We start from the raw sequence: 25,790 nt of genomic DNA on the forward strand, positions 1-25,790 counted from the left end.
TCCCTGCGGCACGTGGCCAGATTTCATTGTTTTCAGTCCAGGCGCCGTTATCGGTTTCGGCGCGACCCGGCGAACACTCTTCCTGTCCGAACACCCGGACCCCACAGGAGAGCAGATTTGCATATCGTCATCATCGGCGCGGGCCTCGGCGGCCTGTGCCTTGCCCAGGGCCTTCAGCGTCGCGGCATTTCCTTCGACGTCTACGAGCGCGACGCCGCCCCCGACAGCCGCCCGCAGGGCTTTCGCATCAAGATCGACCAGACCGGCCAGCAAGCCATCGCGGCCTGCCTGCCGCCCGCGCTGAATGCGCTGCTGCGCGACACCTGCGCGATCCCGGTGAACGGCGTGAACCTCATCGGCCCCGACCTCGAACCCGTGAGCGACCGCTGGGTCGCATCGTGGCAGCGCGCGGGCGGCGACGACGCACCCGTGGGCCGTGTCGAAGACCTCAACGCCGACCGGCTGGCGATGCGCAAGGTGCTCTTGCGCGGCATCGAGGCGCATGTGCATTTCGGGCGTGGCTTTGTCGGCTATGAGCGCAGTGAACGCGGCGGCATGTGGCGCGCGAAGTTCGACGACGGCAGTACAGTCGAAGGTGACGTGCTCGTGGCCGCCGACGGCGTCAACTCCACGCTGCGCGCGCTGCGGCTGCCCGGCGTGGCGCCGGTCGACACCGGTTCGACCTGCATCTACGGCAAGGCCTTGTTCACGGCCGATGCTGCCGAGCGCATCGCGCCGCTGTTCCACACGAAGACTTCGGTCGCGTTCGCCGATCGCTTCGCGGTCATCGTCGATCCGATGAAGTTCAGGCAGCCGCTCGGCGACTATCTGTACTGGGCGGTGATTGGTCCGAACGACCGCTTGCACGTTCCCGCATCGCACTCGCGCGGCCATGCGCATGCGACCGTGTTGTCCCACACCGCCGGTTGGCATCCCGCTTCCGCGCACTGTTCGAAGGCGCGGTGCCGTCCGATGTCGCGATGCTGCCGATCCGCACGATGAACGCGCCCCCCGCATGGCCAACGGATGGCGTGACCGTGCTCGGCGATGCCATTCACGTCATGAGCCGGCGGGTGGGCTGGGTGCGAACACGGCGCTGCACGATGCGGCGATGCTCGCGGAGAAGCTCGGCGCTGCCGCCGCAAAGGGAACGCCCGTGGTGGCGGCGGTTGCGGAATACGAAGCGCAGATGCGCGACTTCGCGCGTGAAGCCATTCAGCAGTCGAACGATGGTGCGGCGCTGTTGTTCGGTGCGGTGGCTGCGTAGCGACCGAAGGAATTGCCGGGTCGCGGTGGCAGTCTGTGCGCCGTCTTCGGGGCGTGTGCACAGGACAGCGGGTGTCCCCCTCCGCGAATGTCCCCCGGCCTGCGGCCTCCTCCTTTATTTCGCTGCGGGAGACACCCGATGCCCTGTGCACGTGGGCACGCGGCTGGTGTTCAGCCGATCAACCAGTGCGCTGAAAACGCTCACGCTGATGGTGTGCTCTGCGCAGCGAAATAAAGGAGGAGGGGCGCAGCCCCGGGGGACATTCGCGGAGCAGAGCACACCGTCGGCGTGGGCGCACCCCGAAGACCGCTCCCAACAGCGCAAACTCAGCCCGAAATCCCCTTGTTCGGATTCAGCAAGAACTTCTCCCCCGTCGCCTGCTTCCCATACACCCCGATCGCATCGAGCTGCAGCGCTTCGACCAGCGACACCTCGCGCGTGTACTTGCTGGCGAACGTCGTCTTCAATTCCGCGACCACGCGCGCGCGCAGGCGCTGCGTGCCCGCATCGCCCAGCTTCTGCAGGAACGGGAACAGCAGCCATCCGCCCATGCCCCATGCCATGCCGAAGTTGCGCACGAACTCCGTCGGGCCGCGGTCCAGGCCGCCGTAGATGTAGACCTGCTTGTGCGTCGTCGAGCCGTAGCGGCTGTATTCCTTGGCCGTGCGGTTCAGCGCCGCTTCCATGCAGCCCAGGATCTGCCCCGCGAGCTTGCCGCCGCCGGTGGCGTCGAAGGCCAGCGTGGCGCCGGTCTCGACCAGCGCCTGCGTCAGGTCTTCGAGGAAGGTGGGCGAGCTTGCGTTGCACACGTACTTCGCGCCCAGCCCGCGCAGCAGGTCTTCCTGCTCCTGCTTGCGCACGATGTTCACGAGCGCGATGCCGTCCTTCTGGCAGATCTTGTTGAGCATCTGGCCCAGGTTGGACGCCGCCGCCGTGTGCACCAGCGCCTTGTGGCCTTCCATGCGCATCGTCTCGACCATGCTCAGCGACGTGAGCGGGTTGACGAAGCACGACGCGCCTTCGGCGGGGGTGGTGCCGGGCGGCAGCTCCAGGCACATCGCGGCGGGCACGGCGCGGTACTGCGAGTACATCGCGCCGCCGATGGCCGCCACGGTCTTGCCGAGCAGCGCTTGCGCGGCCGGCGACGAGCCGGCCTTGACCACCACGCCCGCGCCTTCGTTGCCGACCGGCATCGACTGGTCGAGCCGCGCGGCCATGGCAGGGCGCGCGCGTTCGGGCACGGTGGCGGTGACGACGGGGCGCTCGGCGGTGCCCGAGGCCTTGGCGGTGCTCATGTCGGCGGCGCCGAACAGCAGGCCCAGGTCCGACGGGTTCAGCGGCGACGCCTCGACGCGGATCACCACCTCGTGGGCCTGCGGTTCGAGAATCGGGTCGTCGTGCAGCGAGAGTTCGAGTTCGCCGTTCGAACGGACGAGGGAGCGGATTTGCAGCGCCATGGAAGAGCCCTTTGAAGAGGTTCGAAGATGGCCATCGGCCACGGGGCGGCCAGTATAGGAGCGGGTCCTGAAACCCGCTGGCGCCTTCAGGACACCACGGGAATCACGGGGGCATGCGCCAACGCGTGGCGCATCTTCGCGGGGTCGAGCCGCTCGATGTAGCGCGGAATGTTGCGCCACAGCGTGTGATAACCGTAGCCGCCGCGCAGCATCTCGTGGTGCGCGCTGTCCTTGTCCCATTGCTGCACGGCCATGCGGTACACCGCCGCGATCACGCCGGTGCGGTCGGCGCCGTGCATGCAGTGAATGAGCACCGGGCCGTGCTTCTCGGCCTCGCGAATGGCCACCAGCGCGCGCAGCACCTTGGCGTCGTCGATGGACCAGGTGTTGATCGGCACGCGCACCAGCCGGATGCCGGTGCCGGCGAACACCTTCTTGTCGTCGTTGAACGAACGCAGGCTCACCACCGTGTGGATGCCGAGCGACTGCAGCGCCGCCATGTTGGCGCGTCGCGGTTGCGCGCTGCGGTACAGCGTGGGCGTGATGCGGTGCAGGTTCTCGACGTGCAGCTCGTCGAGCGGGTCGGCCCAGTGGCCGGGGCGCGTGTCGGTGGTGGCTGTCATGTGGTTCGTCACCTGCGCCGCCAGTGGCGCACCGTGAGGATCAGCAGCGCCACCGCGAGGCCGCCCCAGTAGTCGACCGGCGCGCCCCACAGCCAGTGCTTGTGCCAGAACGCATCGACCGGGTTGAAGCGCGCCCAGCCGAAGGCCGGGTTGATGAGGAACCACAGGAAGTCTTCGCAGACCCAGAACACGATCAGCCCCGCCACCGCGAGCCCGACGTTGCGCCACGTCCAGCGGCCGTTGAAGGCCAGCGGCGAGAAGAACACCAGCGCCATGAAGGTGAACACCCACGCGTGGTAGCCCGTCATGGCGCGGCCGCCCCAGAAGAGGTCGAGCCAGATGCTGTTTTCGATGCGCCAGGTCGGCAGCGATGTGGCCCAGCCCGCGCCGCCTTCGATCTGGATTTCCGCATTGGCGAAGAAGAAGGCCATGACGGCCACCCACACGAGGTAGCCGATGGTGCGGCCCACGCCGGTCTTTTCCTGGAGGTCGCGATTCATCGTCGTCATGGTCATGAGGCGACAGGCTTCGACAGCACGTGCTGCAGCACCGCGCGCGCCGCCTGCGGCTTGCCGAGCGCGCGGCTGCGCGCGGCCATGTTCGCGAGCTTGGCCGGGTCGGCCATGAGCCGCGCGACCTTGTAGTCGAGCCCGATCGCGTCGTAGGCCAGCCACGCGGCGCCTTCTTCCATCAGGAAGCCGGCGTTGTGTTCTTCCTGCCCCGGGATCGGCGAGATCAGCAGCATCGGCTTGCCCAGCGCCAGGCACTCCGACACCGTGAGCCCGCCCGGCTTGGTGACGACGAGGTCGGACGCCGCCATCATCTTGTGCATCTCGTTGGTGAAGCCGATCGCGACCACGCGGCCGGGGTAGCGCTTGGCCAGCGCCTCGAGCTTGCCGTGTGCCTCGACGTTGCGGCCGGCGACGGCGATCACCTGGAAGTTGCCTTCACCGCCGAGGCCGAGCACGCGCTCGACCATGCTCGGCAGGTCACCCACACCCGCACCGCCCGAAGCCATCAGCAACACGGGCCGCGACGGGTCGAGGCCCAGCTCGGCCGCGCAGGCGTTGCGAGACAGCGAAGGCACGTCGGGCTCGGAAAACGCCGGCATCACCGGAATGCCGGTGACATGGATACGGTCCGCCGGAATGCCGCGCGCCCGCAAGCGAAACGCCACCTCTTCGGTCGCCGCAAGATAGCCCGCCATGCCCGGCACCAGCCACATGTTGTGCAGGTCGTAGTCGGTGATCTGCAGCCACACGGGATAGTCGATGCGCCCCCGGTTGCGTTCGCGCATCAGCAGTTCGGCCGGCAGAAAGTGCGTGCAGATCACCGCATCGGGCTGCTCGCGCCGGATCTCCTTCACCAGCGCCCCGGTGCTCAGCCGCTCGATGCCGCGCCGCAGGCGTTGCGAGGGGGCGTGGTGCGGCGTGGTGTCCGTGCGTTGGTGCAGGTAAGACCACAGCTCGGGTGCCCGGTTCACGAGCTGGATGTACCAGTCGGTGTAGACCTTCCGAAAGCCGCCGGCCACGTGGGCCATGGCATCGATGTGGACCGCCGTGCAGGGCGGGGCGAGGGACTGGGCGGTGGCGGCAAGCGCCTGTGCTGCACGCACGTGGCCGTTGCCGGCGCTCACGCTGAGGATCAGGAGTTTGGTCATGAATTCGGAGATCTGCGCGGATTATGGCCATGCGATGTGGCACCGCCTTCTGTGGGCCACCTCGACAACGGCTTGCACGGTGACAAAGGGCTCACTCTGCGGATCTGTGACGACGATCACGCCGACGGTGTGCTCTGCTCCGCGAATGTCCCCCGGCCTTCGGCCTCCTCCTTTATTTCGCTGCGCAGAGCACACCATCGACGTGATCGCTCAGAGCCCTGGTTGATCGGCGAGCGCCAGCAGCGTGCCCTAGTGCGCAGGGCATCGGGTACTCCCCGCAGCGAAATAAAGGAGGAGGAGGGGCGCAGCCCCGGGGGACATTCGCGGAGGGGAGTACCCGGTGTCCTGTGCACCCGCCCCGAAAGAACCCGACCCCGCCTTCAGAGCGGCGCCCGAGAAGTCACGAACTGATTCACCCCCGCCGCAGCCCGCTCACGAATGGCATCGAAAGTCGTGCTCTGAACGATGCGCCCGTTCTCGAACACCGTCTGCAACTCATCGACTTGGCCCGCCGCAAGCGCTTCTTCGCGAAGGGTCTGCATGTCGCCTCGAGCATTGCGAACCAATGCAAGCCGCCCCTTCTTCGAAGCCTTGCTCACGTCGCCTACGGGCGACTTGTAGACATCGCGCCACTCGCCGTTCACCTGCATGGCCGAGCACTTCATCGCCCACTGCATCGTGTCGCGATTGACCTGCTGCAACAGCCCCCCGCCCATGCCGAACGAAATGTTTTCCGTCGAGAAACCATTGTGGAAAAAGTTCGACAGGCACAGCCGCAGCGAATCGAGATTCACCCCGTCGCCCTGGATGATGCGCACATTGTTCAGCACCCGAAAACCCTTGGCATTGGTCGTCGTGCCGAAACGGTCGGCCAAAATTTGCGCCACCTTCAGCGTCGTTTCCGCCGGGTCGCCCGAGTCCGGCCGCACCACCAGCGTCGCGCCCGACGCCACCACCTTCGCCTTCAGTTCGCCACCCCAGATGCGCGCGCAGGCGTGAAGATGTCGTAGCTGTCGCTCACCACCGCAAACGTCGCGCCCGGCTTGCCGAACTGGTCGATCATGTTGCCGTAGGCATCGGCCTCGTGCTCGCGGCCCCAGCCCGTGATCGTGCTGTGCTCGGCCGCGGGAATCGAGAAGCCCGCCACGTCGCAGTCGTAATACCGGCGCGCGGCGACCAGCGCGGCCAGCGTGTCGGTGCCCATGAAGTTGACCAAGTGCGCCATGCCGCCCAGCGCCGCCGACTCGAGGCTCGACACCCCGCGCGCGCCGAAGTCATGCAGCCTGAAGGCGATCTGCCCTTGCGGGTCGTCGCAGGTCGCTTCGAGATACCGCAGCAGCGTGGTGCGCGCCGCCGCCGACAGCGTGGCCACCGTGGTCGGGTACCAGATCGCGCGCAGCAGCTCGGTCTCCAGAAAGCTCGTGATCCAGAAGAACTCAGGGTCGGTGTTCTCGATGGTCGCCAGCACGTTGTGCACCGGCGTCACGCTGCCCTCGGGCACCGCGCGGATGCGCACCGGCATCAGCCCGCCGTGCTTGTCGATCAGCCGCAGCCAGCCTTCGCGGTTGAAGGGCTCGCCGTGCGCGGCCATGAGGGCAGCGGCTTCCTCGACGTCGTCGCGCGTCACCGGCGTCTGCAGGTATTCGCGCAGGTAAGCCTGCAACCCGAAGAACAGCGAGTGGCTGAAGATGCCGCCGCGCGACTCGATGTAGCTGTACACCGTTTGCGTGCCGGGCGGGTACTGCATCCAGTGCGACACCTTGTACGAGTCGGTGCGCAGCAGCAGGTTGTTGCCCAGGGGCGAGGAGGTGAGATTGCGGTTCATGTGTGAAAGCTCCTTTCACTGTGGCACCCGTCAACCGGGGCCGTTCTTGCTTGCTGACAAAAAAGCCTGGACCGTCGTCTTTCAGTTCTTGCCCAGGCCACCCAGAAAATGGTTCGCGATGAAGAAGTGGTCTTCGTAGATGCGGTCCTGCATGTCGAGGAACTCGGCAATCGGCACCCAGCGCACCTCGGCCGCGTCGTCGTCGGCGCGCACGTCCGACAGGCCGGTCCACTGGTTGTGCGCCAGTTCGAAGAAGAAGCCGTGCGTGATGGTGCGGCCGCGCTGCGAGCGGTCGGGCGCGTCGAACACATGGCTGGCCTTCATGCTGCCGTTGAGCACGGGCACGGGCACCTTGAGCCGGGTTTCTTCCTTCAGCTCGCGGATGGCCGCGTCCTGCAGCCGCTCGTGCTGGCCGACGAAGCCGCCGGGCAGCGCCCACGTGCCCTTGCCGGGGTGGAACTTGCGCCGCACCAGCAGGATGTGGCCGGCCTCGACCACGATGGCGTCGACCGTGGTGTAGATCGGCGGAAAGTCGCTGCCGGCGTAGCGGTACTTGTCGCGGTAGTCGACCAGGAAGGCGCGCTCTTCGCACAGCTCGGCGTAGTCGGCGGTGCGGGTGAACTGGTCGAGGAACGCGGCCGTGCCGTCGGGCAGGTCGGCGCGCGCCAGCTGGCCGCGGTTCTCGGGGTCGAAGTAGAGGCTGCGCACGTCGGTGGCGTTCAGGCTCTCCACGCTGTTCTGGCCGGCGAACTCCCAGTGCGGGAACAGCTTGAGGTAGTAGCTCGACGCGTCCTTCAGGTGCCCCACCAGCGCCACCCTGGCCTTGGCGGGCGCATGGCCGTCCTGCGCGATGAGCCGCTCGACCGCCGACTGGATCGACGCGATCCAGATCTGGTCGTTGTAGGGCGAGTCGCCCACGCCGACGACGCTCACGCGCATCTGCTCGGTGCCGCGCAGGCAGGCGCGCACCATGCGTTCGCGTTCGTCGAAGGTGAAGGGGTTCTTGACGCTGCGTGGCTTGCGGTCGGAGCCGACCACCACGATGACCCGATCGGCGGCGCGAAGGCCTTCTTCGATGAGTCGCTGGTGTCCGAAATGAACGGGCTGGAAGCGCCCGATGACGATGGCGTACTGGTACTTGCGTGCGTTTTGCGTGTTCACTTGGGAATCCCCCAAAAATGGCGCGATCAACTCGCGCTGGGTTCAGGATAGCATCGGTGCCGCCCCATGATCAAGCCCCTTCCGATGACCGAGCCCTCTACCTCCCCCAACGCGCCCGTGCGCCTGAACAAGCGCATGGCCGAGCTCAAGCTGTGCTCGCGCCGCGAAGCCGACGAGTGGATCGCCAACGGCTGGGTGAAGGTCAACGGCAAGCCGGCCGAGATGGGCGTGAAGGTCACGCCGTCCGACCGCATCGAGATCGACAAGGCAGCCAAGGGCCAGCAGGCCAACCAGGTCACCATCCTCATCAACAAGCCCATCGGCTTCGTGAGCGGCCAGGCCGAAGACGGCCACGAGCCGGCGGTCACGCTGTTCACGCCGCAGAACCGCTGGGCCGACGACAACGCGCGCTTCTTCTTCAGCCCGCAGCAGCTACGCGGCCTGGCGCCGTGCGGCCGGCTCGACATCGACTCCATCGGCCTGCTGGTCATGACGCAGGACGGGCGCGTCGCGCGCCAGCTCATCGGCGAAGACTCGGTGATGGAAAAGGAATACCTGGTGCGCGTGGCCTACCACGGCCTGGGCCAGCCCGCGCCCACCGGCCAGCTGATTCGCATGGACGACGACGACCCCGTCACCAGCAACGTGCAGGCGGTGTTCCCGCCGGCCATGCTGGCCCGGCTGCGCCACGGCCTGAGCCTCGATGGCCAGGCGCTGAAGCCGGCGCGGGTCGAGTGGCAGAACCCCGAGCAGCTGCGCTTCGTGCTCACCGAAGGCAAGAAGCGGCAGATCCGCCGCATGTGCGAGCTGGTCGGCCTGAAGGTGGTGGGCCTGAAGCGCGTGCGCATCGGCAAGGTGATGCTGGGCAACCTGCCGGTGGGGCAATGGCGCTACCTCGGGCCGCACGAGAAGTTCTGAGCCTGCGCGCGCTGAACCGCGCCACCCTGGCGCGGCAGCTGCTGCTCGAACGCCGCAAGCTGTCGGTCGTGCAGGCCGTCGAGCGGCTGGCCGGCCTGCAGGCGCAGGCGCCGAACCCGCCGTACATCGGCCTGTGGAGCCGGCTCGAAGGCTTCGGGCGCGACCAGCTGACCGAGGCGATGCGCAAGCGCCGCATCGTGCGCCTGTCGACGCTGCGCTCCACCCTGCACCTCATGACCGCCGCCGACGCGCTGGCCTGGCGTCCGCTGCTCGAGCCCGTGCACCAGCGCGGGCTGCTGGGCAACCACAAGCGCGCGCTCGACGGCCTCGACCGCGCGGCCGTGGTCGCGGCGGGAAAGGCCCTGCTCGGCGAGCGTCCCCGCACCGGCACGGAACTGGGGCAGGCGCTGGCACTGCAATGGCAGGGGCGCGAGCCCGCATCGCTGGCCGCGCTGATCCGCAACAACCTGCCGCTGGCGCACCTGCCGCCCGCCGGCAGCTGGAACTCGCACCAGAACGCGGTGCTGCAGCCCCTGGGCGACTGGCTGGCCGACACCGGGGAGCCTCCTCCGGCTCCGGCCACGCAAGACGACCTGCTGCTGCGCTACCTCGCCGCCTTCGGCCCTGCCACGCTGGCCGATGCCGGTGCGTGGTCGGGCCTCACGGGCTGGAAGGCCGTAGCCGAGCGCCTGCGGCCGCAACTGCGCGTGTTCGCCGGCGCGCAGGGCGAAGAGCTGTTCGACCTGCCCCGCGCACCCCGCCCCGACCCCGACACCCCCGCGCCGCCGCGCCTCGTCGCCGAGTGGGACAACCTGCTGCTCGCGCACGCCGACCGCACCCGCGTGCTGAGCGAAGCACACAAGCCCCGCGTGTTCACCGCCAACGGCATCGTGCGCGGCACGGTGCTGCTCGACGGCTTCGTGGCCGGCACCTGGAAGGTCGAGCGGGACAAGCGCGCGGCCACCGTGGCGCTGGAACCCTTCACGCGCTGGTCGAAGGCCGAGCGCCTCGGCGTCGAGGAAGAAGCCTTGCGGCTGCTGGCCTTCGCGTCGGACGGCGAGGGCGAAAGCCATGCCGTGCGCCTGCCATGACCCCGCGGCGCGACAGGCGCATAAGCGTCCACTAAGTATTCGCCCCTACGCTGCGCCCGGCGCAGGCACTTCCGGTCATCCCGATCGCGTGCTACCTTGCGGCCGAAGGAGTCGCCGCGATGCGCGTTCTGCTGGTGGAAGATGACGAAATGATCGGGCGCAGCCTCAAGCAGGCGCTCGAGGGCGCGGGCTGGTCCGCGGACTGGGTGCGCGACGGCGAGCTGGCGCAAAGCGCCCTGGGCGACGGCGGCTACACCTGCGTGCTGCTCGACCTGGGCCTGCCCAAGCAGGACGGCACCGAGGTGCTGCGGCGAGCCCGCGAACGCGGCGACGCCACGCCGGTGCTGGTGCTCACCGCGCGCGACGGCCTGGACGACCGCATCCACAGCCTCGACCTGGGCGCCGACGACTACCTGCTCAAGCCCTTCGAATTCCGCGAGCTGCTCGCGCGCATGCGGGCCATCGTGCGGCGCCGCGACGGCGCGGCGCATTCGCTGGTCGGCAGCGGCACGCTGCAGCTGGACCTCACCACGCGCGAGGTGCTGGTCAACGGCGAACGCGAGGCGCTCACCGCGCGCGAGTTCGCGCTCTTGCACGCGCTGCTGGAGCGGCCCGGCGCCATCCTCTCGCGCGAGCAGCTCGAGAACCGCATCTACGGCTGGGGCGAGGAAGTCACCAGCAACGCCATCGACGTGCTGATCCACGGCATGCGCCGCAAGCTGGGCGCCGACTCCATCCGCACGTCCGCGGCCTGGGCTGGCGCGTGGCGGCATGACCGGGGTGGCGCGCAGCGGCGGCCGCTGGTGGCGGCCGCACTCGCTGCGCACGCAACTGCTGCTGTGGCTCATCACGCTGCACCTGGGTGCGGCGGTGCTCACGGCGTGGTTCTCTTTCGTGGCCTACGGCAACCTCGTGCACAACTCGATGGACGAGCAGATGCGCCTGGTGGCCGAGTCGTACGCGGGCAGCGACCCGATGAAGACGCCGCGTCCCATGGACGGCGAGGCCGCGTTCTCGCGCGGCACCTTCATCGTGCAGATCTGGAGCGCCGACGGCCACACGCTGCGCGCCAGTTCGTGGCCCGTGCTGGCGGTGCCGCTGCAGGCCAGCCCCGGTTTCAACGACGTGAACACGGGCGCGCATGCGCAGTCGAGCTGGCGCGTGTTCACCGCCGAGCCCGGCCAGCGCGCCGACCAGCCGCGCGTGCAGGTGCTGCAGAACGAGGACTACCGCCGCCGCCGCGCCCTGCGCCGCGCGCTGCTCGAAGGCCTGCCGATCACGCTGCTGCTGCCGCTGGCGCTGCTTATCCTGTGGATCATCGTGTCGGCGGCCTCGCGCTCGCTGCGCGCGGTGGCGCGCGACGTGGCCTCGCAGGACGAGCGCAGCCCCACCGAGCTGTCGCTGGCGCGCGTGCCCGAAGAAATCGCGCCGCTGGTGGGCGCCTTCAACAACCTGCTGTCGCGCGTGCGCAGTGCCTTCGCCACGCAGCGCCGCTTCGTGCAGGACGCGGCGCACGAGCTGCGCACGCCGATGGCCGCCATCGGCCTGCAGATCGAGAACCTGCGCGCGCACGTGCCGGCCGGCGAAGCCACCGAGCGCTTCAACCAGCTCGAGGCCGGCGTGACGCGCGCCCAGCACCTGATCGAGCAATTGCTCAACTTGTCGCGGCAGGACGCGCCGCAACGCAGCGCCGCGGGCGAGCGCGTCGACATCGAGGTGCTGCTGCGCGAGAGCGTGAGCCAGCTGATGGTGCTGGCCGATGCGCGGCGCGTGGACATCGGCTTCGAGGGCGGCATCGCGGCGGTGGTGTTCGCGCCGGCCGCCGAGCTGCGCAGCGTGTTCGACAACCTCATCGACAACGCGCTGCGCTATGCGCCCGAGGGCGGCGTGGTCGACGTGCGGCTGCACCGTGTCGACGGCCACATGGTGGTCGACGTGCTCGACAACGGCCCCGGCATTCCGCAGGCCGAGATCGCCCGCGTGTTCGACCGCTTCTTTCGCGTGCCGGGTTCGGCGGCGGGCGGCAGCGGGCTGGGGCTGGCCATTGCGCGCACGGCGGCGGAGCGCAACGGCCTGCGCATCGAGCTGCGCAATCGCACCGACGGGCTGGGGTTGATGGCGCGGGTGCACCTGCCTGCGGCGTCCTGAGCGGTCGTTGCGGGTCGTTCGGCCCGCGAGTGAACCAAAGCATCAAGGCACGAAGGCTGCACTCACCTGCGCCTAAGTCTTCGCTCACCCGTGCCTCAGTCTTCACTCACCTTCATCTCAGTCGGCGTGCCTAGAGTGCATTCAGGCCCTGCCACGCGCAGTTCGCGCGATGGCTCGAGGCCGGAGACGACCTGTACCCAGGAGAAAACACCATGCGCATTTCCTTCAAGCTTCTCGCCGTCGGTTCCTTTGCTGCGCTCGCGGCGCTGGGCACTGTCGCTGCATCGGCCGAGACCACCGACGGCTCGGACTTTCATCCGCTGCAGATGAACTCGCCTGAAAAGCCTGAAGTCCAGGCCGGCGCCATGGCGGCTGCCCGCCCGACCGGTACCGAACCCATCGGCCAGTCGACCAGCGCACCCGCGATGAGCTCGACGATGCCGGTGGCCGACATCCAGGCCGGCGCCTATGCGGCCTCGCACCCGACCGCACCGAGCCGATCGGGCAATCGACTTCGCTGCCGATGGTGAAGTCGGGCAGCGGCAGCTGAGTCTTTCTCAGTCGTCGTTGCCGCTGAGCAGGGCGCGGTAGATCAGCGCGCCGAGGATGGCGCCCGCGATGGGCGCCACCCAGAACAACCACAGCTCCGACACCGCATAGGACGGCCCGAACAGGGCCGGGCCCGTGCTGCGTGCCGGGTTCACCGAGGTGTTGGTCACGGGGATCGACACCAGGTGGATGAGCGTGAGGCACAGGCCGATCGCCAGCCCCGCGAAACCGCCGGCCGCGCGCTTGGCGGTGGCGCCGAGGATGACGATCAGGAACACCGCCGTCATCACCACTTCGCAGACCAGCGCGGCCGTGAGGCCGTACTTGCCGGGCGAGTGCTCGCCGTAGCCGTTGGTGGCGAAGCCGCCGATGTCCGCGCCCGGCTTGCCCGTGGCAATGAGGTACAGCACGCCCGCCGCCGCGATGGCGCCGAGCACCTGCGACACGATGTAGCCCGCGAGTTGCGAGACCTTGAAACGGCCCGCGGCCGCCAGGCCGATCGACACCGCCGGGTTGAAGTGCCCGCCCGAGATCGGGCCCAGCGCATACGCCCCCGTCACGACCGTGAGGCCGAAGGCCAGCGCGACCCCGAGAAAACCGATGCCGGTACCTGGAAAGGCCGCGGCCAGGACCGCGCTGCCGCAGCCTCCGAGCGTGAGCCAGAAAGTACCAATGAACTCGGCCGACCATTTTTTGTAGGTACTGTGTTCCATGACGCTCCATCCTGAAGTTGAGAAGTTGCGCCGGCCCCCGGCCTTTGCGCGGGGCGGATTCTAGGAACGACAAGGGGGGGTGCGCAGCATGTCTTTCGGCCTATCGGAACCTATTCACGGTTGCTGTGACTTTGTAGATTCGCGCAAGAGGGTGGCGCTCGCGACCTGAGCATTCCGTCACGTTTCCCAGAGCGACATTTTCAGAACGTGACGACGATCTTTCCGAAGGGCCCGCGCGCGAGGTGGTCGAGCGCCGCCGGCACTTCGTCGAAGCCATAGCGCGCCGCGATCACCGGCTCGAGCGCATTCACGTCGATGGCGCGCACCAGGTCTTCGAGCGCGCGCCGGTGGCCCACGCCGATGCCCTGCACCGCGGCGCGGCCCAGCACCATGGCATAGAACGACGCGCTCAGCGTTTCGCCTTCGAGCATGCCGATGACCGACACGCGCCCGCCCTGCCCGAGCGCCTGCAGCGATCGGTCGAGGTTGGGGCCGCTCGCGAGTTCGAGCACATGGTCCGCGCCGCGCCCGTGCGTGAGGCGGCGCACTTCGGCGGGCCAGTCGCTGTCGCGCGCCAGCGCATGCGAGGCGCCGAGCGCGAGCACCCGCGCGCGTTTTTCTTCGCTGCCCGTGACCACGATCGCCTGCGCGCCATGCAGCCGCGCGATCTGCAGGCCGAACAGCGCGACACCGCCGGTGCCGTGGATCAGTACCGTCTGGCCCGCGCGCAGCGCCCCGGTCTCCACCAGCGCGAACCAGGCGGTGAGGCCCGCGCAGGGCAGGGTGCTGGCCTCGGCCAGGCTCAGCGTGGCGGGCGCGGCCACGGCCCAGGCCGCGTCGATGCACACGTGCGAGGCCAGCATGCCCGGCCCCGGGCCGCCGAGCAGCGTGGCATCGGGCTGCCAGCGGCCGTCGATCCAGCCGCCCCAGAAAGTGTTGATCACGCGCTCGCCCACCGCGAAGCGTGTCACGCCCTCGCCGACGGCCACCACGGTGCCCGCCATGTCGGAGCCGGGCGTGAAGGGCAGCGCCAGCGGCATGCCCATGCCGTCTTGCACCATCAGCAGGTCGCGGTAGTTGAGCGCCACCGCGCCGACCCGCACCAGGATCTGGTTCGCGCCCGGCGCGGGCAGCGGCGCTTCGGCCTGTTCGAGGTTCGCGCGGCCGAGCACCGGCAATTGCCAGCGGCGCAGCGTTCGAGCTTCTTGCATGAGAGGACTCCAGGGAAAAAGGGAGTCGTCATGCTATTGAGGATGCCGTGTACCCGGTGGCGGATAATTTTCGCCTTACTGGTGCTTGAAAGTCTCCAATGGGCCAACGTCTGCAGGGTATCGAGGAATTCGTCGCGGCGGTGGAGGCGGGCAGCTTCGCGCTGGCCGCGCAGCGCCTGCACGTCACGCGCTCGGCGGTGGCCAAGAGCATCGCGCGGCTCGAGGCGCGGCTGAACACGCGGCTCTTCCTGCGCACCACGCGCAGCCAAAGCCTCACCGAGGAAGGCCACGGCTACTACGAGCGCTGCCGCCGCGTGCTGGCCGAGCTCGAGGCGGCCGAGGCCGTGGCGACGTGGCGCGCAGCACCGCCTCGGGCCTGGTGCGCCTGAGCATGCCCGCGATGCTGGGCCGGCTGAAGGTGGGGCCGCTGCTGCTGGCTTTGGCGCGGCGGCACCCGCAGCTGTCGCTCGAGCTCTCGTTCAACGACCGGCGCGTGGACCTCGTGGAAGAAGGGCTCGACCTGGCCATCCGCAGCGGCGAGTTGGCCGACACCGCCGAGCTTGTCGCGCGGCAGGTGGGCACGCAGTGATGGTGCTGTGCGCCGCGCCTGCCTACCTGGCCGAGCGCGGGCATCCGCGCTGCGCAGGCGAGCTCGTCGCGCCGCACGAGGCGGTGTTCTACGCGCGCGACGGGCAGGTCTCGACGTGGCGCTTCCATGTCGACGACGGCGGCCCCGCGCGGACGATCGACGTGACGCTGCCCTCGCGCCTGCGCTGCGACAGCGCCGAGGTGTTGCTCGAGGCCGCCATCGGCGGCATGGGCCTGGCGCGCCTGCCGGCCTGGCTGGCCGCCGATGCGCTCGCGGCCGGCACGCTGGTGCGCGTGTTCGACGAGCCGCGGCCCTTCGGCTTCGCGCTGCACGTGATCCGCGCGCGCAGCCGCTACCTGCCGCTGAAGACGCGCGTGGTGGTCGACTGGCTGGCCGAACACCTGCCGCCGCTGCTGGCCGCGCGCTGAAAACCCTCGTCGCCGCCCCGCGATGCGGGCGCTATCCTGCGGTTTCGAACAACGAGGAGACCCGCCCCATGCCCCCTTTCGCCATCCGACACCTGGCCGCGCCCCTGGGCCTGGCGAGCCTTGCCGCCGCGGCCCTGTTCGCCGCGCCGAGCGCCGCCGCGCAGGGCACCGTCAACGCGCTGTGCAGCACCGATGCGGGCTGGTGCGAGGCGGCTGCCGCGGCCTTCACGCGCGAGACCGGCATCAAGGTGCAGCAGGCCCACAAGGGCACCGGCGAAATCGGCGCCCAGCTGCGCGCGGAAGCCGCCAACCCCAAGACCGACATCTGGTGGGGCGGCACGGGCGACCCGTTCCTGCAGGCGGCCGAGCAGGGGCTGCTGGAGCCCTACCGGCCGGCCTACATCAACGACCTGTACGACTGGTCGGTGCGGCAGTACGCGATGTCGCAGAACATGGTGGGCGGCTTCTACACGAGCGCCATCGGCTTCGGCTTCAACACCGACCTGCTGAAGAAAAAGAAGCTGCACGAGCCCAGGTGCTGGGCCGACCTGGTCAAGCCCGAATACAAGGGCGAGATCGAAATCTCGCACCCGGCCTCCAGCGGCACGGCCTACACCATCATCGCGGGCCTGGTGCAGCAGATGGGCGAGGACGCGGCCTTCGACTACCTGAAGAAGCTGCACCGCAACGTGACCAGCTACACCCGCAGCGGCCAGGCGCAGGCGCCCAACGTGGCCAAGGGCGAGGTGGCCATCGGCGTGAGCTTCATCTTCGGCTTCGAGCGCTGGCGGTATGACAAATTCCCGGTCAAGACCGCCGCGCCCTGCGAGGGCACCGGCTACGAGGTCGGCGGCATCGCCCTCGTGAAGGGCGCGCGCAACAAGGAGAACGCCAGGCGCTATTACGACTGGCTCATGAGCCCCGCGGGCCAGGCCATCGGCGGCACGGCGGGCAGCCTGCAGTCGCCGGCCAACAAGACCTTCAAGCCCGACCCGCGCATTCCGTCGATGGCCGACGTGAAGCTCATCAAGTACGACTTCGAGAAGTACGGCAAGGCGGCCGAGCGCAAGCGGCTCATCGACCGCTGGACGCGCGAGGTCGAGTCGCAGCCGCGCTGATCATTCGGCTCAGCCCGGTTCAGGAGCACGCCTTGTTGTGCGAGGCGTGCATGCCCTTGGCCTTGGCATCGGCCTCGCTCAGGTACTCGCCCTTCTTGGTCTTGCCGTAGTAGCGGTCGCCCATGCAGTGGTAGACCTTGGTCTCGTCGTTGGCCCACACCTTGCCGGCGCCGCCGCCGGGCGCGGCTGCCATCTTCGTGAGGTCGGGGGCGCCGGGCGTGCGCGTGGCCGTGCCGGTGCTCGGCGCCACGCCGGTCTTGTCGACGCTGGCCGACTGGGTTTCCACGGCGGGTGCCGTCGCCGCGGCCGGCGCGGCGGGCGCAGCCGCGGCGCCCTTGCCGAACCAGGTCTTGATGCCCTTGTGGCCACGGCAGGCGCCGGACTTGGTGTCGGGCGAGGCGTAGCTGCCGTCCTTGCATTGCACGGTGGTGCCGGCCGGCGCATCCGCGGGCACCTGCGCCTGTGCGGCGAAGGCGGCGAGGCCGAGGCAGGCGGCGATCCACAGCGCTGCGGGGTTCTTGTTGTTCATGCAAAGCTCCTGAGAGGGTGGAAGGGCAGCTTGCAAGCTTTGGGGATCAATCCCAGCGCCACCTGACTTGCGCGGGAGCGCCGGCATCAGGGTATTCAGGGCATTCAGGGCATTCAGGGCGAGCTGGCCGTGAAGGTGACGACGCCGCTGTACGTGCCGGCCGTGCGGCTGGCCAGGTTGGCGTACTGGAAGGTCCAGGTCGCGGTGCGCATGGTGACGAGGCCGGTGGAATCGGTGGAGGCCACGTTGACCGTGGCGCCGCTGCCTGTGTTGGGAATCACCGGCGCGGGCAGGTTGGTGTCGCTCGAGCTGATCGTGATCTCCGACATCGGGATGGTGCCCACCGTGCTCGTGAGCGGTGTCGTCACCGTGGCGTGCAGGCCGATCTTGCCGGCGTTGCTGCGCACCTCGACGGCCAGGGCGTTGTTGCTCGGCGTGACGCCCAGCACCGGCGCGGCGCCGCTCCAGTTCACCGGCTTGTTGTTGCCGGCCGTCGGCGTGGTGGGCCCGCCGGGAATCGTCGGCGCCACCAGGAAGCTCACGCCGCTGGTGGTGCCGCCCGGCATGGGCCAGGCGCCGTCGCCGATGCGAAAGAAGATGAACTTGTCGATGGCGAGCGTGAAGTTGAGCGACACCGGCCCCGTCACCAGCGGCACGTTGCTGCTCGGGCCCGCGGTGGCGCTGGCGGCCTGCACGGGGGCCGTGGCCACGGCCAGCAGGCATGCCACCACGACGGCGCCGCCGTCGCGATGGCATGCCTTGCGGGGCTTCACTTCAGCTCCACGTCCACCTTGAAGCTGCCCTTGTCCCAGTCGAGCGTGCCGCTGGCCTTCACCGGATACACGGGCGGCTGCGCGGGCTGCCCGCCGTCGCTCTTGGGCACGAGCGCCAGCGTGCGGGTCTGGCCGGGCAGTACCGGCGTGCCCTCGGGCACCAGCTCGAACGCGCGGCCCTTGCTGTCGGTGGCGTCCAGGCTGCCTTCGAGCCGCCCGTGCGCGTCGCCCGTGTTGACCACGGTGATCAGCGAGCGCCGCGCGCCCTCGGCGTCGCCGCTGGCGATCTGCCGGATCTCCAGCTTGGGCTCGGCGCCGTTGAGCAGCACGTACACCGCCACCGCGATGCGCCCCGTGACCGGCAGGTTCAGGCTCGCGCCGCCGCTGCGGATGACGGTCTGCTGCGCCGGCTCGGTGCCCTCGATGGCGATCATGAAGCGGCACTCGCCGCGCGGCGCGTCGGCGGGCGGCTCGACCTGGAAGCGGAACGACTTCTTGCTGCGCGCCGGCACCGAGAGCGTGCGCCGCTCCAGCATGACCCAGGGCCGGCAACTGCCGGGCATCAGCTCGTCGTGGTAGCCGATGTTGCCCTCCGGCGAATAGCTCCAGTCGATGGTGCGTATCGCCACCTCGGTCGCCACCGGCGCCAGGTTGTGGATGTCCAGCGACTGCCCGATGCGCGTGCCGGCCTTGCCCGCGAGCTCGAAGCGCGAGGGCATGACCGCCACCTCGAACGGCGCGGCGGCGACGCCGGCCGCGGCCATGGCCAGCAGCACCGACAAGGCGGCGAGCAGCGCGCGGCGCGCGGCGCGAAGGGACTCGAAGGTGTCGTTCATGGCAAGGTCTCGATCTCGAAGGTCGACTCGAAGCTCAGCGCGGAACCCGCGGGCATGCGCAGCTCGCGCGGATCGACGCGCAGCGTCAGGTCGAAGGTTTCGTTCATCCACGGCGTCTGCACCACGCCGTTCCATACCTGCACGCGGTTGCCGGGGCGGCCCGAGCCGCCGGCGAAGGCGCCGCTGCCGCGCCAGTCGATGCGCAGGCCGGCCGGCGAGCGCAGCCCCACGATGGCCGGCGGGATCACGTAGAAGATGCGCGCGCGCCGCCCGACGTAGGGGCTGGTGGCCAGGCGGTACTCGATGCGTCCGAAGGGCAGCACCAGCAGGTTGCCGTCCATGCCCTGGGCGCTGCTGAAGCGCCGCGCACCTGCGCGCGCGGCGAGGCCGAGTCGTCCAGCGCGCGACCTGCGCCCACGCCGCCGCGGCCGTGCCGAGGCACAGCGCGCAGGCCAGCGCGCGCAGACGTGGGCGTAGGCGCCGCGCGCTCATTCCATCGACGCCGTGAAGCGCACGGTGCCCGTGTAGGTGCCGCCCGGGTAGACGGTGTCGTTGGCGTAGGAGAACAGCAGCGTCGTGGACGCCAGCTGCCGCGACTGGTAGGTCCAGGTGCCGACGCCCAGCACGCACGGCAGGCCCAGCAGCCCGACGCAGAAGGAGGCGTTGGCGTTGTAGCTTGCGATCGTCTGGTTGGCGCTGCCGTCGAAGCTGCCGTTCTGGATGTCGCCCGACGCGGCGTTGTCGTTGCCCGAGGCCGTCCAGCTGATCTTGCTGAAGGGAATGGTCGCCGAGCCGCAGCCGCCCGACTGGCAGGCCAGCGCCACGGCCGAATCCACGCGCAGCGTCACCGGGCGCGCGATGGTGTTGTTGGTGGAGACGGGCCGCACCGGCGTGACCCAGACCGTGATCGACGGGGAGCCGGTCACCGCCGTGGGCGTGAGGCCGGCGTTGGCGCCCGTGACGCTGAAGGCCACGGTGTCGACCGTGGTGCCGGGCGAGCCGACGCGCAAGGTCAGCCCGTAGGAGCTGCCCGTGTCGGTCACGATGGTGATGACGGCGTGCGCGGGCAGCGCGGCGCAGGCCGCCAGCGCCGCCGCCGCCGTCGCCGCCGTCATCGCGGCGCGGTACCACCGGTTCCGCGACCCGCCGCGCATCAGATGCCCTGGGCCGTGTAGGTGATGGTGTTGGTGTAGGTGTTCGCGACCCATGAGGCCGGCGCGCCGCCCAGCGCATAGGCCCAGGTGCCGGTGGCCACCGTGTTCGACGTGAACGTGGTCGAGGCGCAAGCCCCGAGATTGGCGCCCGGGTGCGGCAGCGTGCCCGTCGTCGTGACGGTGAAGTCCGCGTTGGCCGGGCCGCCGATGGCGTTCCATGCGCCGACGGCGCAATTGATGGTGCCCGCGCCCGCGTTGGTCCATGCGTACACGGTGAGCGTGTTGCCCGTCGCGGTGGGCGTGACGACCGGGGCCGCGCCGCTCCAGTCGACGTTGGTGTTGTTGACGCCGGCCAGCGGCGTGGTGGGCACGGCGGGAATGCTGAGGCCGGAGGTCCATGCGACCGTGTCCACCGTGGTGTTGGTCGACCCCACCCGCAGCAGGATGAGCTTGGGCACCGTCACGCTCAGGTTGACCTTGGCCTGCGCGGTGATCGTGCCCGTGCCCGAGCCGTACTGGCTCTCGGCCATGGCGGCGCCGCCGGCCAATGCCAGGGCGAGGGTGGCGAGCGATACGGCGAGCAGGCGTGGGGCGAGGGTTCTACGGGTCATGAAGTCTCCTAGTGATGAACGCGGGTGGAACAAACCGGATGAAAGGCGTCGCTCATTCGCCCACCTTGACCACGGGGATCTCGGCGGTGGCCTGGCCACGCAGGGGGACATCGACACTCATGCCGCTGTCGCTGGCCGCGCCCCAGGGCAGCGGCACGCTGTCCAGCATGAGCGTCAGCTGGTGGCGGCCGGTGGTGACCAGCGGAAACTCGAAGCGGCCGTCGCGGTCGGTGACGGCGCGGTAGCGCCCGTCCAGCAGCACCTCGATGCCGGCCGCGCCGCCTTCGCCGGCCTGCTGCTGGCCGTCGCGGTTGGCATCGAAGAACACGTGGCCCGACACGCTGCCGCCGCCCGCGCCGCCGCCGCGCATGCCGGCGGCCCGGTAGGCCGTGCCGGCGCTGCCTTCCCAGCGCAGGTAGACGTACGCGGTCTTCTCTTGACTGCGATAAAGGTTGGTGCCGGGGAACGCGCTCGGCACCATCGCCGCGCGCGCCTGGTTGAAGCTGGCCGCGAAGCCCAGGCGCCAGCCCGGCGCCAGCTCCTTCTCGGCCGTGACCGAGCCCGACAGGCCCCGGCTGGTGTACAGGCCGCCGCTTTGCGAGGTGTAGCGCAGGTTGCCGCTCACCTGCAGGCCGTTGTCGAAGCCGTGGCGGAACTGCACGCCGGCCGTGGGGTAGTTGCGCGCGATGCCGCCGCTGCGGTCGCGCGCGTAGCCCAGGGTGGAGGTGAACTCGGTGCGCGTCGTTCCCGAGCGCCCGCCGATCCAGTCCTGCTCCCACTGCAGCTCCTGGCCGGTGGCGGCCGGGTCGTTGCGCACGAGCAGCTCGTTGCGCCGCACCGTCAGCGTGAAGCGGCTGCGCGGCCAGTCGAAGAAGCGCGCCTGGTAGAAGGCGTTGCCGTAGAGGCTGCGCGCGTCGGACGCCAGGGCCGCGCTGGCGGCCGCGAGGGGGGCCGTGCCCCGGTCGTAGCGCGTGCGGTACACGTTCAGGCTGCCGCCCACCGAGGTGTCGCGGTCGAACAGGTACTGGAAGTTGCCGTTCGCGCCCACGCGCGAATAGCCCGCCAGGTGAAAGCTCGCGTCGGGCTGCGCGCGCTCCTGGTCGACGCCCGCGCCCCAGCTCATGCGGCTCGTGCTGCGGTCCACGCGCCAGTAGGCGCCGCCGGTGCCGGTGGCCAGCGCGTAGTCGCCGAAGTGCAGGTTGGGCCGCGCCGTGTACACGCCGAACTCGTGCCGGTAGAGCCCGGTGCGCGCGCTGGCCTCCAGGAACAGGCCCTGCGAGCCGCCCGTGGGCACGCCCGCCGTCGGCGAGTCGACGTGGCTGCCCACCAGCGTGACGCGCGCCTTCAGGTCGCCGTCGCGCACCACCTCGCGGCCATGGCCCAGCGAGGCGGCCCAGCTCGTGACGTTCTTCTGGCCGAAGCCCAGCGCCGAGAGCGGGTCGATGTAATAGGCCGGAATGTCGCGCGCCTGGTCGACCTGCAGCGCGGTGAACCACCCCTCGCCCAGGCGCTGCGTCAGCCCGAGCCAGCCCAGCGAGCCTTGGCTCTTCTCGAAGCCGGGGTAGGGGCCGCCGGCCATGTTGCCGCGCTGGCCGAAGCCCGCGCGCAGGTCGAGGTCGGAATTGAAGATGCGCGCCGAGACCCCGCGCACCGTGCTCGAGCCCAGCGAGAGGCGGTAGTTGCGGCTCAGGCCGTCGGTCAGCTCGCTGTAGATGTCGCCCACGGCGCTGTCCGCGAAGGTCTGCGTGGTCAGGGGAAAGCCCAGGTTGCGCAGCGTGAAGCGCCCGCTGGTGGGCTCGCGCGCGTAGCCCAGCGCGCCGATGCTGCCGCCGTCCACGCCGTTGTTGCCGCTCAGGTGGCGCCCGTCGGCCTGCAGCACGAACTCGCCGTAGTTGAGCGTCTCGCGGCGGTATTCGAAGCGCTGGCCGAACTCGGCCGCATGCTGGCGGCCGAAGCCGGTGGCCGACGCCGTGCCGAAGCCGATGCGGCTTTCCACCAGCCAGGCGCGAAAGCCCTGCGGCTGCTCGGGCTCGGGCGTTGCATCGGCGCTGCCGCCGGGGTCGGTGTCCGCCGTCATGAAGCGGTCTTCGTAGGCCTTGGGGGCGGCGGCGGCCAGCGCCCGCAGGCGCGCCTGTTCCGCCTGGGCGCGGTCCATGGGCTGGATGCGCGCGTCAGCCGCCACGGTCCCGCCGGAGGAAGAGGGCGCAGGGGAGGAAGAGGGGGAGGTGGTGGAAGTGGACTGCGCCTGCGCCGGCGGCAGCCAGAGCAGTGCGGTTGCGCAACCGAGCCACGCACGCGCGACGGTCGGGCGCCAGCGCGCTCCGGCGGTATCGACCGCAGTCCGCAGTGTCACTCGAATCATCAAACGACATCCCTGTTTCCCGGAGCATCGCTGCCCTGTTCAGTATCGAATGGGAGGATATTTCAGAAGTGTCATCCACGGTAACCTTTTGTGTATCAAGGGTCTTGCCACAGAGGGCGCAGGCCGGTTCTTTCGTTAAGAATGTGACGCGCCTCACTCTTTGGCAGCGCGCCTGTTGTGAAAGGGCACGCACGCCTTACCTGAGAAACTTGGCGCGTCGTCACCTCGTGGCGGTCATGCCGACTTAGAATTTTTTCGATCCGATATTTCCTTTTCCATGGCTGATTCCTCCAAAACCAAACTCCCGTTCCAGGCCGAAGTCGCGCAACTGCTGCACCTCGTGACGCATGCGCTGTACTCCAACAAGGAAATCTTCCTGCGCGAGCTGATCTCGAACGCGTCCGACGCGTGCGACAAGCTGCGCTTCGAGGCGCTCGACCATCCCGAGCTGTACGAAGACCAGCCCGAGCTCGACGTGCGCCTGTCCTTCGACAAGGCCGCGCGCACCATCACCATCACCGACAAGGGCATCGGCCTGTCGCGCCAGGAGGCCATCGACAACCTCGGCACCATCGCCAAGAGCGGCACCAAGGACTTCATGAGCAAGCTCAGCGGCGACCAGAAGGCCGACGCGCAGCTCATCGGCCAGTTCGGCGTGGGCTTCTACTCGGGCTTCATCGTGGCCGACAGCATCGCGGTCGAATCGCGCCGCGCGGGCCTGCCCGCCGACCAGGGCGTGCGCTGGGTCAGCGGCGGCGCCGGCGACTTCGAGGTGACCGACATCACGCGCGCCGAGCGCGGCACCAGCATCACGCTGCACCTGCGCGACGACGCCGACGAATACCTCAACGCCTGGAAGCTCAAGCAGATCGTCGGCAAGTACTCCGACCACATCTCCCTGCCCATCCTGATGGAAAAGGAAGAGTGGAAAGACGGCGAGAACGACCAGCCCGGCGACATGGTGAAGACCGGCGAATGGGAAACGGTGAACAAGGCCAACGCCTTATGGAGCCGCCCCAAGAAGGACATCACGCCCGAGCAGTACGAAGAGTTCTACAAGAGCATCAGCCACGACTACGAGGCCCCGCTCGCCTGGAGCCACAACCGCGTGGAAGGCAGCACCGAATACACGCAGCTGCTCTACATCCCGGCCAAGGCGCCGTTCGACCTGTGGAACCGCGACAAGAGCGCGGGCGTGAAGCTGTACGTCAAGCGCGTGTTCATCATGGACGACGCCGAGGCGCTGCTGCCCAGCTACCTGCGCTTCGTGAAGGGCGTGATCGACTCGGCCGACCTGCCGCTGAACGTGAGCCGCGAGTTGCTGCAGGAAAGCCGCGACGTGAAGGCCATCCGCGAAGGCAGCACCAAGCGCGTGCTGTCGATGCTCGAAGACCTGGCGAAGAAGCAGAAGACCGGCCCTGAAAGCAGCGAAGGCAAGATCGACGTGGGCTCGGGCGAATCGGTGCCGGCGCCGGAGCCGACCGAGGCCCTGAACGATGTCAGCGACGTGGTCGACAAGAACGCGCCCACCGCCGCCGAAGCCGCAGCAACCGCCGCCGACGAATCGGGCAAGTACGCCAGGTTCTACGCCGAGTTCGGCGCGGTGCTGAAGGAAGGCCTGGGCGAGGACATGGGCAACCGCGACCGCATCGCCAAGCTGCTGCGCTTTGCCTCGAGCACCACCGACGGCGTGAGCGTGAGCTTCGCCGACTACAAGGCGCGCATGAAGGACGGCCAGGACGCCATCTACTACATCACGGCCGACAACCTGGCCGCCGCCAAGAACAGCCCGCAGCTCGAGGTGTTCAAGAAGAAGGGCATCGAAGTGCTGCTCATGACCGACCGCGTGGACGAGTGGTCGCTGAACTACCTCACCGAGTTCGACGGCACGCCGCTGCAGAGCGTGGCCAAGGGCGCGGTCGACCTGGGCAAGCTGCAGGACGAAGACGAGAAGAAGGCCGCCGAGGAAGCCGCCGAGTCGTTCAAGCCCATGCTCGAGAAGCTCAAGGAAGCGCTCAAGGACAAGGCCGAGGACGTGCGCGTGACCACGCGCCTGGTCGACTCGCCCGCCTGCCTCGTGGTGCAGGACGGCGGCATGAGCACGCAGCTCGCGCGCATGCTCAAGCAGGCCGGCCAGCCCGCGCCCGAGCTCAAGCCCGTGCTCGAGGTGAACGCCGAGCATCCGCTGGTGAAGAAGCTGGAAAGCTCGTCGCACTTCGACGACCTGGCCAACATCCTGTTCGACCAGGCGCTGCTGGCCGAAGGCGGCCTGCCGGCCGACCCGGCCGCCTACGTGAGGCGCGTCAACGCGCTGCTGGTGTGATCGCCCGGCCGCGCACCGTGCTTCGGACCGCGGCGCTCGCTTCGGCGGCGCTGGGGCTCCTCATGGTGGGCGGCTGTTCGCACTACCGCATCGGCATTCCGCTGGTGCCGGGGCTCTCGCTGGGGCTCGGCGCCACGAAGGACGGCAACTTTTCGGCGGGGCTCAACACCGGCTTCGGCCCGCTCGGCGCCGGCGTGGCCGTGAACAACAGCGGCGTGGTCACGGGCTCGGCCAGTGCCGGCGTGGGCGCCAGCATCGGGCCCGTGGGCAGCGGCGTGGGCGTGGGCAAGGGCGTGGTGCTGCATGACCCGAAGGCGGGGAGGGCGGCGACGCCCGCTCCGGCTCCGGCGGTCGCGGCGGAGCCCGTGGCGGCTGCTTCCGCCGCGCCCGTCACGATCACCAAGGCTGGTGTCACCCAGCCGATGGCCGCCGCCCCGGCGGCGC

23 protein-coding genes and 3 pseudogenes are annotated in these 25,790 nt (G+C 69.3%); 11 read left to right on the plus strand and 15 right to left on the minus strand.

Going from position 1 to position 25,790, the window contains the following annotated elements:
* Positions 1-117 precede the first annotated feature (117 nt).
* Both BMG07_RS15975 and BMG07_RS15980 read left to right on the plus strand, forming a co-directional pair.
* Positions 118-1,002 (plus strand): NAD(P)/FAD-dependent oxidoreductase, encoded by an 885-nt coding sequence (locus BMG07_RS15975; RefSeq protein ID WP_198085398.1) that lies wholly within the window; start codon positions 118-120, stop codon positions 1,000-1,002.
* 13 nt (positions 1,003-1,015) lie between these two features.
* Positions 1,016-1,267 carry an FAD-dependent monooxygenase gene (locus BMG07_RS15980; protein ID WP_198085399.1) on the plus strand — a complete coding sequence of 84 codons (252 nt, stop codon included), beginning with the start codon at positions 1,016-1,018 and terminating at the stop codon, positions 1,265-1,267.
* Positions 1,268-1,593: 326 nt separating this feature from the next.
* Here BMG07_RS15980 and BMG07_RS15985 read toward each other — a convergent pair whose 3' ends face one another.
* From BMG07_RS15985 to BMG07_RS16010, 6 genes and pseudogenes are all read right to left on the minus strand, one after another.
* On the minus strand, positions 1,594-2,724 hold the full coding sequence (locus BMG07_RS15985; RefSeq protein WP_198085400.1) for a zinc-binding dehydrogenase: 1,131 nt from the start codon (positions 2,722-2,724) through the stop codon (positions 1,594-1,596).
* A gap of 86 nt (positions 2,725-2,810) precedes the next feature.
* Positions 2,811-3,347, minus strand: coding sequence for a dual specificity protein phosphatase family protein (locus tag BMG07_RS15990; RefSeq protein ID WP_198085401.1), 537 nt, complete (start codon positions 3,345-3,347; stop codon positions 2,811-2,813).
* A gap of 8 nt (positions 3,348-3,355) precedes the next feature.
* The gene (locus BMG07_RS15995; RefSeq protein ID WP_198085402.1) at positions 3,356-3,847 is read right to left on the minus strand and encodes a hypothetical protein; all 492 of its coding nucleotides are present in this window, start codon (positions 3,845-3,847) and stop codon (positions 3,356-3,358) included.
* A gap of 11 nt (positions 3,848-3,858) precedes the next feature.
* Positions 3,859-5,007, minus strand: a complete 1,149-nt coding sequence (locus tag BMG07_RS16000) for a glycosyltransferase (protein ID WP_198085403.1) — start codon at positions 5,005-5,007, stop codon at positions 3,859-3,861.
* A gap of 380 nt (positions 5,008-5,387) precedes the next feature.
* Positions 5,388-6,832: pseudogene (locus BMG07_RS16005) on the minus strand (nicotinate phosphoribosyltransferase).
* Between the two features lie 81 nt (positions 6,833-6,913).
* On the minus strand, positions 6,914-7,993 hold the full coding sequence (locus BMG07_RS16010; RefSeq protein ID WP_307866981.1) for a bifunctional nicotinamide-nucleotide adenylyltransferase/Nudix hydroxylase: 1,080 nt from the start codon (positions 7,991-7,993) through the stop codon (positions 6,914-6,916).
* Between the two features lie 84 nt (positions 7,994-8,077).
* On the opposite strand from BMG07_RS16010, the gene BMG07_RS16015 reads away from it, so the two are divergent.
* The 5 genes and pseudogenes from BMG07_RS16015 to BMG07_RS16035 all read left to right on the plus strand — a co-directional run bounded on the left by BMG07_RS16015 (position 8,078) and on the right by BMG07_RS16035 (position 12,680).
* Positions 8,078-8,911: a pseudouridine synthase gene (locus BMG07_RS16015; protein WP_198085418.1), complete on the plus strand. Its 834-nt coding sequence runs from the start codon at positions 8,078-8,080 to the stop codon at positions 8,909-8,911.
* Positions 8,878-10,002 carry a winged helix DNA-binding domain-containing protein gene (locus tag BMG07_RS16020; protein WP_198085405.1) on the plus strand — a complete coding sequence of 375 codons (1,125 nt, stop codon included), beginning with the start codon at positions 8,878-8,880 and terminating at the stop codon, positions 10,000-10,002. Before BMG07_RS16015 ends, BMG07_RS16020 begins: the two co-directional genes overlap by 34 nt.
* 119 nt (positions 10,003-10,121) lie before the next feature.
* Positions 10,122-10,777, plus strand: a pseudogene (locus tag BMG07_RS16025) (response regulator).
* Positions 10,774-12,150, plus strand: a complete 1,377-nt coding sequence (locus BMG07_RS16030; protein ID WP_198085406.1) for a HAMP domain-containing sensor histidine kinase — start codon at positions 10,774-10,776, stop codon at positions 12,148-12,150. Before BMG07_RS16025 ends, BMG07_RS16030 begins: the two are co-directional and overlap by 4 nt.
* A gap of 212 nt (positions 12,151-12,362) precedes the next feature.
* Positions 12,363-12,680, plus strand: a complete 318-nt coding sequence (locus BMG07_RS16035) for a hypothetical protein (RefSeq protein ID WP_269759036.1) — start codon at positions 12,363-12,365, stop codon at positions 12,678-12,680.
* A gap of 27 nt (positions 12,681-12,707) precedes the next feature.
* On the opposite strand, the gene aqpZ is transcribed toward BMG07_RS16035, so the two are convergent.
* Together aqpZ and BMG07_RS16045 are read right to left on the minus strand one after the other, a co-directional pair.
* On the minus strand, positions 12,708-13,412 hold the full coding sequence (aqpZ, locus tag BMG07_RS16040; RefSeq protein ID WP_198085407.1) for an aquaporin Z: 705 nt from the start codon (positions 13,410-13,412) through the stop codon (positions 12,708-12,710).
* A 200-nt stretch (positions 13,413-13,612) separates the two neighbouring features.
* Positions 13,613-14,623: an NAD(P)-dependent alcohol dehydrogenase gene (locus BMG07_RS16045; RefSeq protein ID WP_198085408.1), complete on the minus strand. Its 1,011-nt coding sequence runs from the start codon at positions 14,621-14,623 to the stop codon at positions 13,613-13,615.
* A gap of 98 nt (positions 14,624-14,721) precedes the next feature.
* On the opposite strand from BMG07_RS16045, the pseudogene BMG07_RS16050 reads away from it, so the two are divergent.
* A pseudogene (locus BMG07_RS16050) lies at positions 14,722-15,640 on the plus strand (LysR family transcriptional regulator).
* A gap of 68 nt (positions 15,641-15,708) precedes the next feature.
* Positions 15,709-16,758: an ABC transporter substrate-binding protein gene (locus tag BMG07_RS16055; RefSeq protein WP_198085409.1), complete on the plus strand. Its 1,050-nt coding sequence runs from the start codon at positions 15,709-15,711 to the stop codon at positions 16,756-16,758.
* Between the two features lie 19 nt (positions 16,759-16,777).
* On the opposite strand, the gene BMG07_RS16060 is transcribed toward BMG07_RS16055, so the two are convergent.
* The 7 genes from BMG07_RS16060 to BMG07_RS16090 all read right to left on the minus strand — a co-directional run bounded on the left by BMG07_RS16060 (position 16,778) and on the right by BMG07_RS16090 (position 23,023).
* Positions 16,778-17,287: a DUF3761 domain-containing protein gene (locus BMG07_RS16060; RefSeq protein ID WP_198085410.1), complete on the minus strand. Its 510-nt coding sequence runs from the start codon at positions 17,285-17,287 to the stop codon at positions 16,778-16,780.
* A gap of 113 nt (positions 17,288-17,400) precedes the next feature.
* On the minus strand, positions 17,401-18,060 hold the full coding sequence (locus BMG07_RS16065; RefSeq protein ID WP_307866982.1) for a hypothetical protein: 660 nt from the start codon (positions 18,058-18,060) through the stop codon (positions 17,401-17,403).
* A complete protein-coding gene (locus BMG07_RS16070) occupies positions 18,057-18,896 on the minus strand; it encodes a hypothetical protein (protein WP_198085411.1) in 840 nt (279 codons plus the stop codon). The genes BMG07_RS16065 and BMG07_RS16070 overlap by 4 nt, the downstream gene beginning before the upstream one ends.
* A complete protein-coding gene (locus BMG07_RS16075) occupies positions 18,893-19,237 on the minus strand; it encodes a hypothetical protein (protein WP_269759037.1) in 345 nt (114 codons plus the stop codon). Before BMG07_RS16075 ends, BMG07_RS16070 begins: the two co-directional genes overlap by 4 nt.
* Positions 19,238-19,384: 147 nt before the next feature.
* Positions 19,385-20,011, minus strand: a complete 627-nt coding sequence (locus BMG07_RS16080) for a hypothetical protein (protein WP_198085420.1) — start codon at positions 20,009-20,011, stop codon at positions 19,385-19,387.
* Positions 20,012-20,049: 38 nt separating this feature from the next.
* Positions 20,050-20,661, minus strand: coding sequence for a hypothetical protein (locus BMG07_RS16085; protein ID WP_198085412.1), 612 nt, complete (start codon positions 20,659-20,661; stop codon positions 20,050-20,052).
* Positions 20,662-20,713: 52 nt separating this feature from the next.
* The gene (locus BMG07_RS16090; protein WP_374221286.1) at positions 20,714-23,023 is read right to left on the minus strand and encodes a hypothetical protein; all 2,310 of its coding nucleotides are present in this window, start codon (positions 23,021-23,023) and stop codon (positions 20,714-20,716) included.
* A 277-nt stretch (positions 23,024-23,300) separates the two neighbouring features.
* Here BMG07_RS16090 and htpG point away from each other — a divergent pair, with 277 nt between their 5' ends.
* Together htpG and BMG07_RS16100 are read left to right on the plus strand one after the other, a co-directional pair.
* Entirely contained in the window at positions 23,301-25,346 is a 2,046-nt protein-coding gene (gene htpG / locus BMG07_RS16095; RefSeq protein ID WP_198085414.1) for a molecular chaperone HtpG, read from the plus strand.
* 17 nt (positions 25,347-25,363) lie between these two features.
* Positions 25,364-25,790: hypothetical protein (locus BMG07_RS16100; RefSeq protein WP_307866983.1), on the plus strand; the 427-nt coding region annotated here is incomplete at its 3' end.

The sequence above is a fragment of the Variovorax sp. E3 genome, from assembly GCF_016082275.1.
Lineage (GTDB): Bacteria > Pseudomonadota > Gammaproteobacteria > Burkholderiales > Burkholderiaceae_C > Variovorax.

What these genes read in the sequence shown, in the direction of transcription:
- BMG07_RS15980 (WP_198085399.1), top strand. Translation starts at nt 1,016, where the DNA reads ATGGCCAACGGATGGCGTGACCGTGCTCGGCGATGCCATTCACGTCAT.
- BMG07_RS15985 (WP_198085400.1), bottom strand. Translation starts at nt 2,724, where the DNA reads ATGGCGCTGCAAATCCGCTCCCTCGTCCGTTCGAACGGCGAACTCGAA.
- BMG07_RS15990 (WP_198085401.1), bottom strand. Translation starts at nt 3,347, where the DNA reads ATGACAGCCACCACCGACACGCGCCCCGGCCACTGGGCCGACCCGCTC.
- BMG07_RS15995 (WP_198085402.1), bottom strand. Translation starts at nt 3,847, where the DNA reads ATGAATCGCGACCTCCAGGAAAAGACCGGCGTGGGCCGCACCATCGGC.
- BMG07_RS16000 (WP_198085403.1), bottom strand. Translation starts at nt 5,007, where the DNA reads ATGACCAAACTCCTGATCCTCAGCGTGAGCGCCGGCAACGGCCACGTG.
- BMG07_RS16015 (WP_198085418.1), top strand. Translation starts at nt 8,078, where the DNA reads ATGACCGAGCCCTCTACCTCCCCCAACGCGCCCGTGCGCCTGAACAAG.
- BMG07_RS16020 (WP_198085405.1), top strand. Translation starts at nt 8,878, where the DNA reads ATGGCGCTACCTCGGGCCGCACGAGAAGTTCTGAGCCTGCGCGCGCTG.
- BMG07_RS16030 (WP_198085406.1), top strand. Translation starts at nt 10,774, where the DNA reads ATGACCGGGGTGGCGCGCAGCGGCGGCCGCTGGTGGCGGCCGCACTCG.
- BMG07_RS16035 (WP_269759036.1), top strand. Translation starts at nt 12,363, where the DNA reads ATGCGCATTTCCTTCAAGCTTCTCGCCGTCGGTTCCTTTGCTGCGCTC.
- aqpZ (WP_198085407.1), bottom strand. Translation starts at nt 13,412, where the DNA reads ATGGAACACAGTACCTACAAAAAATGGTCGGCCGAGTTCATTGGTACT.
- BMG07_RS16045 (WP_198085408.1), bottom strand. Translation starts at nt 14,623, where the DNA reads ATGCAAGAAGCTCGAACGCTGCGCCGCTGGCAATTGCCGGTGCTCGGC.
- BMG07_RS16055 (WP_198085409.1), top strand. Translation starts at nt 15,709, where the DNA reads ATGCCCCCTTTCGCCATCCGACACCTGGCCGCGCCCCTGGGCCTGGCG.
- BMG07_RS16060 (WP_198085410.1), bottom strand. Translation starts at nt 17,287, where the DNA reads ATGAACAACAAGAACCCCGCAGCGCTGTGGATCGCCGCCTGCCTCGGC.
- BMG07_RS16070 (WP_198085411.1), bottom strand. Translation starts at nt 18,896, where the DNA reads ATGAACGACACCTTCGAGTCCCTTCGCGCCGCGCGCCGCGCGCTGCTC.
- BMG07_RS16075 (WP_269759037.1), bottom strand. Translation starts at nt 19,237, where the DNA reads ATGGACGGCAACCTGCTGGTGCTGCCCTTCGGACGCATCGAGTACCGC.
- BMG07_RS16080 (WP_198085420.1), bottom strand. Translation starts at nt 20,011, where the DNA reads ATGACGGCGGCGACGGCGGCGGCGGCGCTGGCGGCCTGCGCCGCGCTG.
- BMG07_RS16085 (WP_198085412.1), bottom strand. Translation starts at nt 20,661, where the DNA reads ATGACCCGTAGAACCCTCGCCCCACGCCTGCTCGCCGTATCGCTCGCC.
- BMG07_RS16090 (WP_374221286.1), bottom strand. Translation starts at nt 23,023, where the DNA reads ATGATTCGAGTGACACTGCGGACTGCGGTCGATACCGCCGGAGCGCGC.
- htpG (WP_198085414.1), top strand. Translation starts at nt 23,301, where the DNA reads ATGGCTGATTCCTCCAAAACCAAACTCCCGTTCCAGGCCGAAGTCGCG.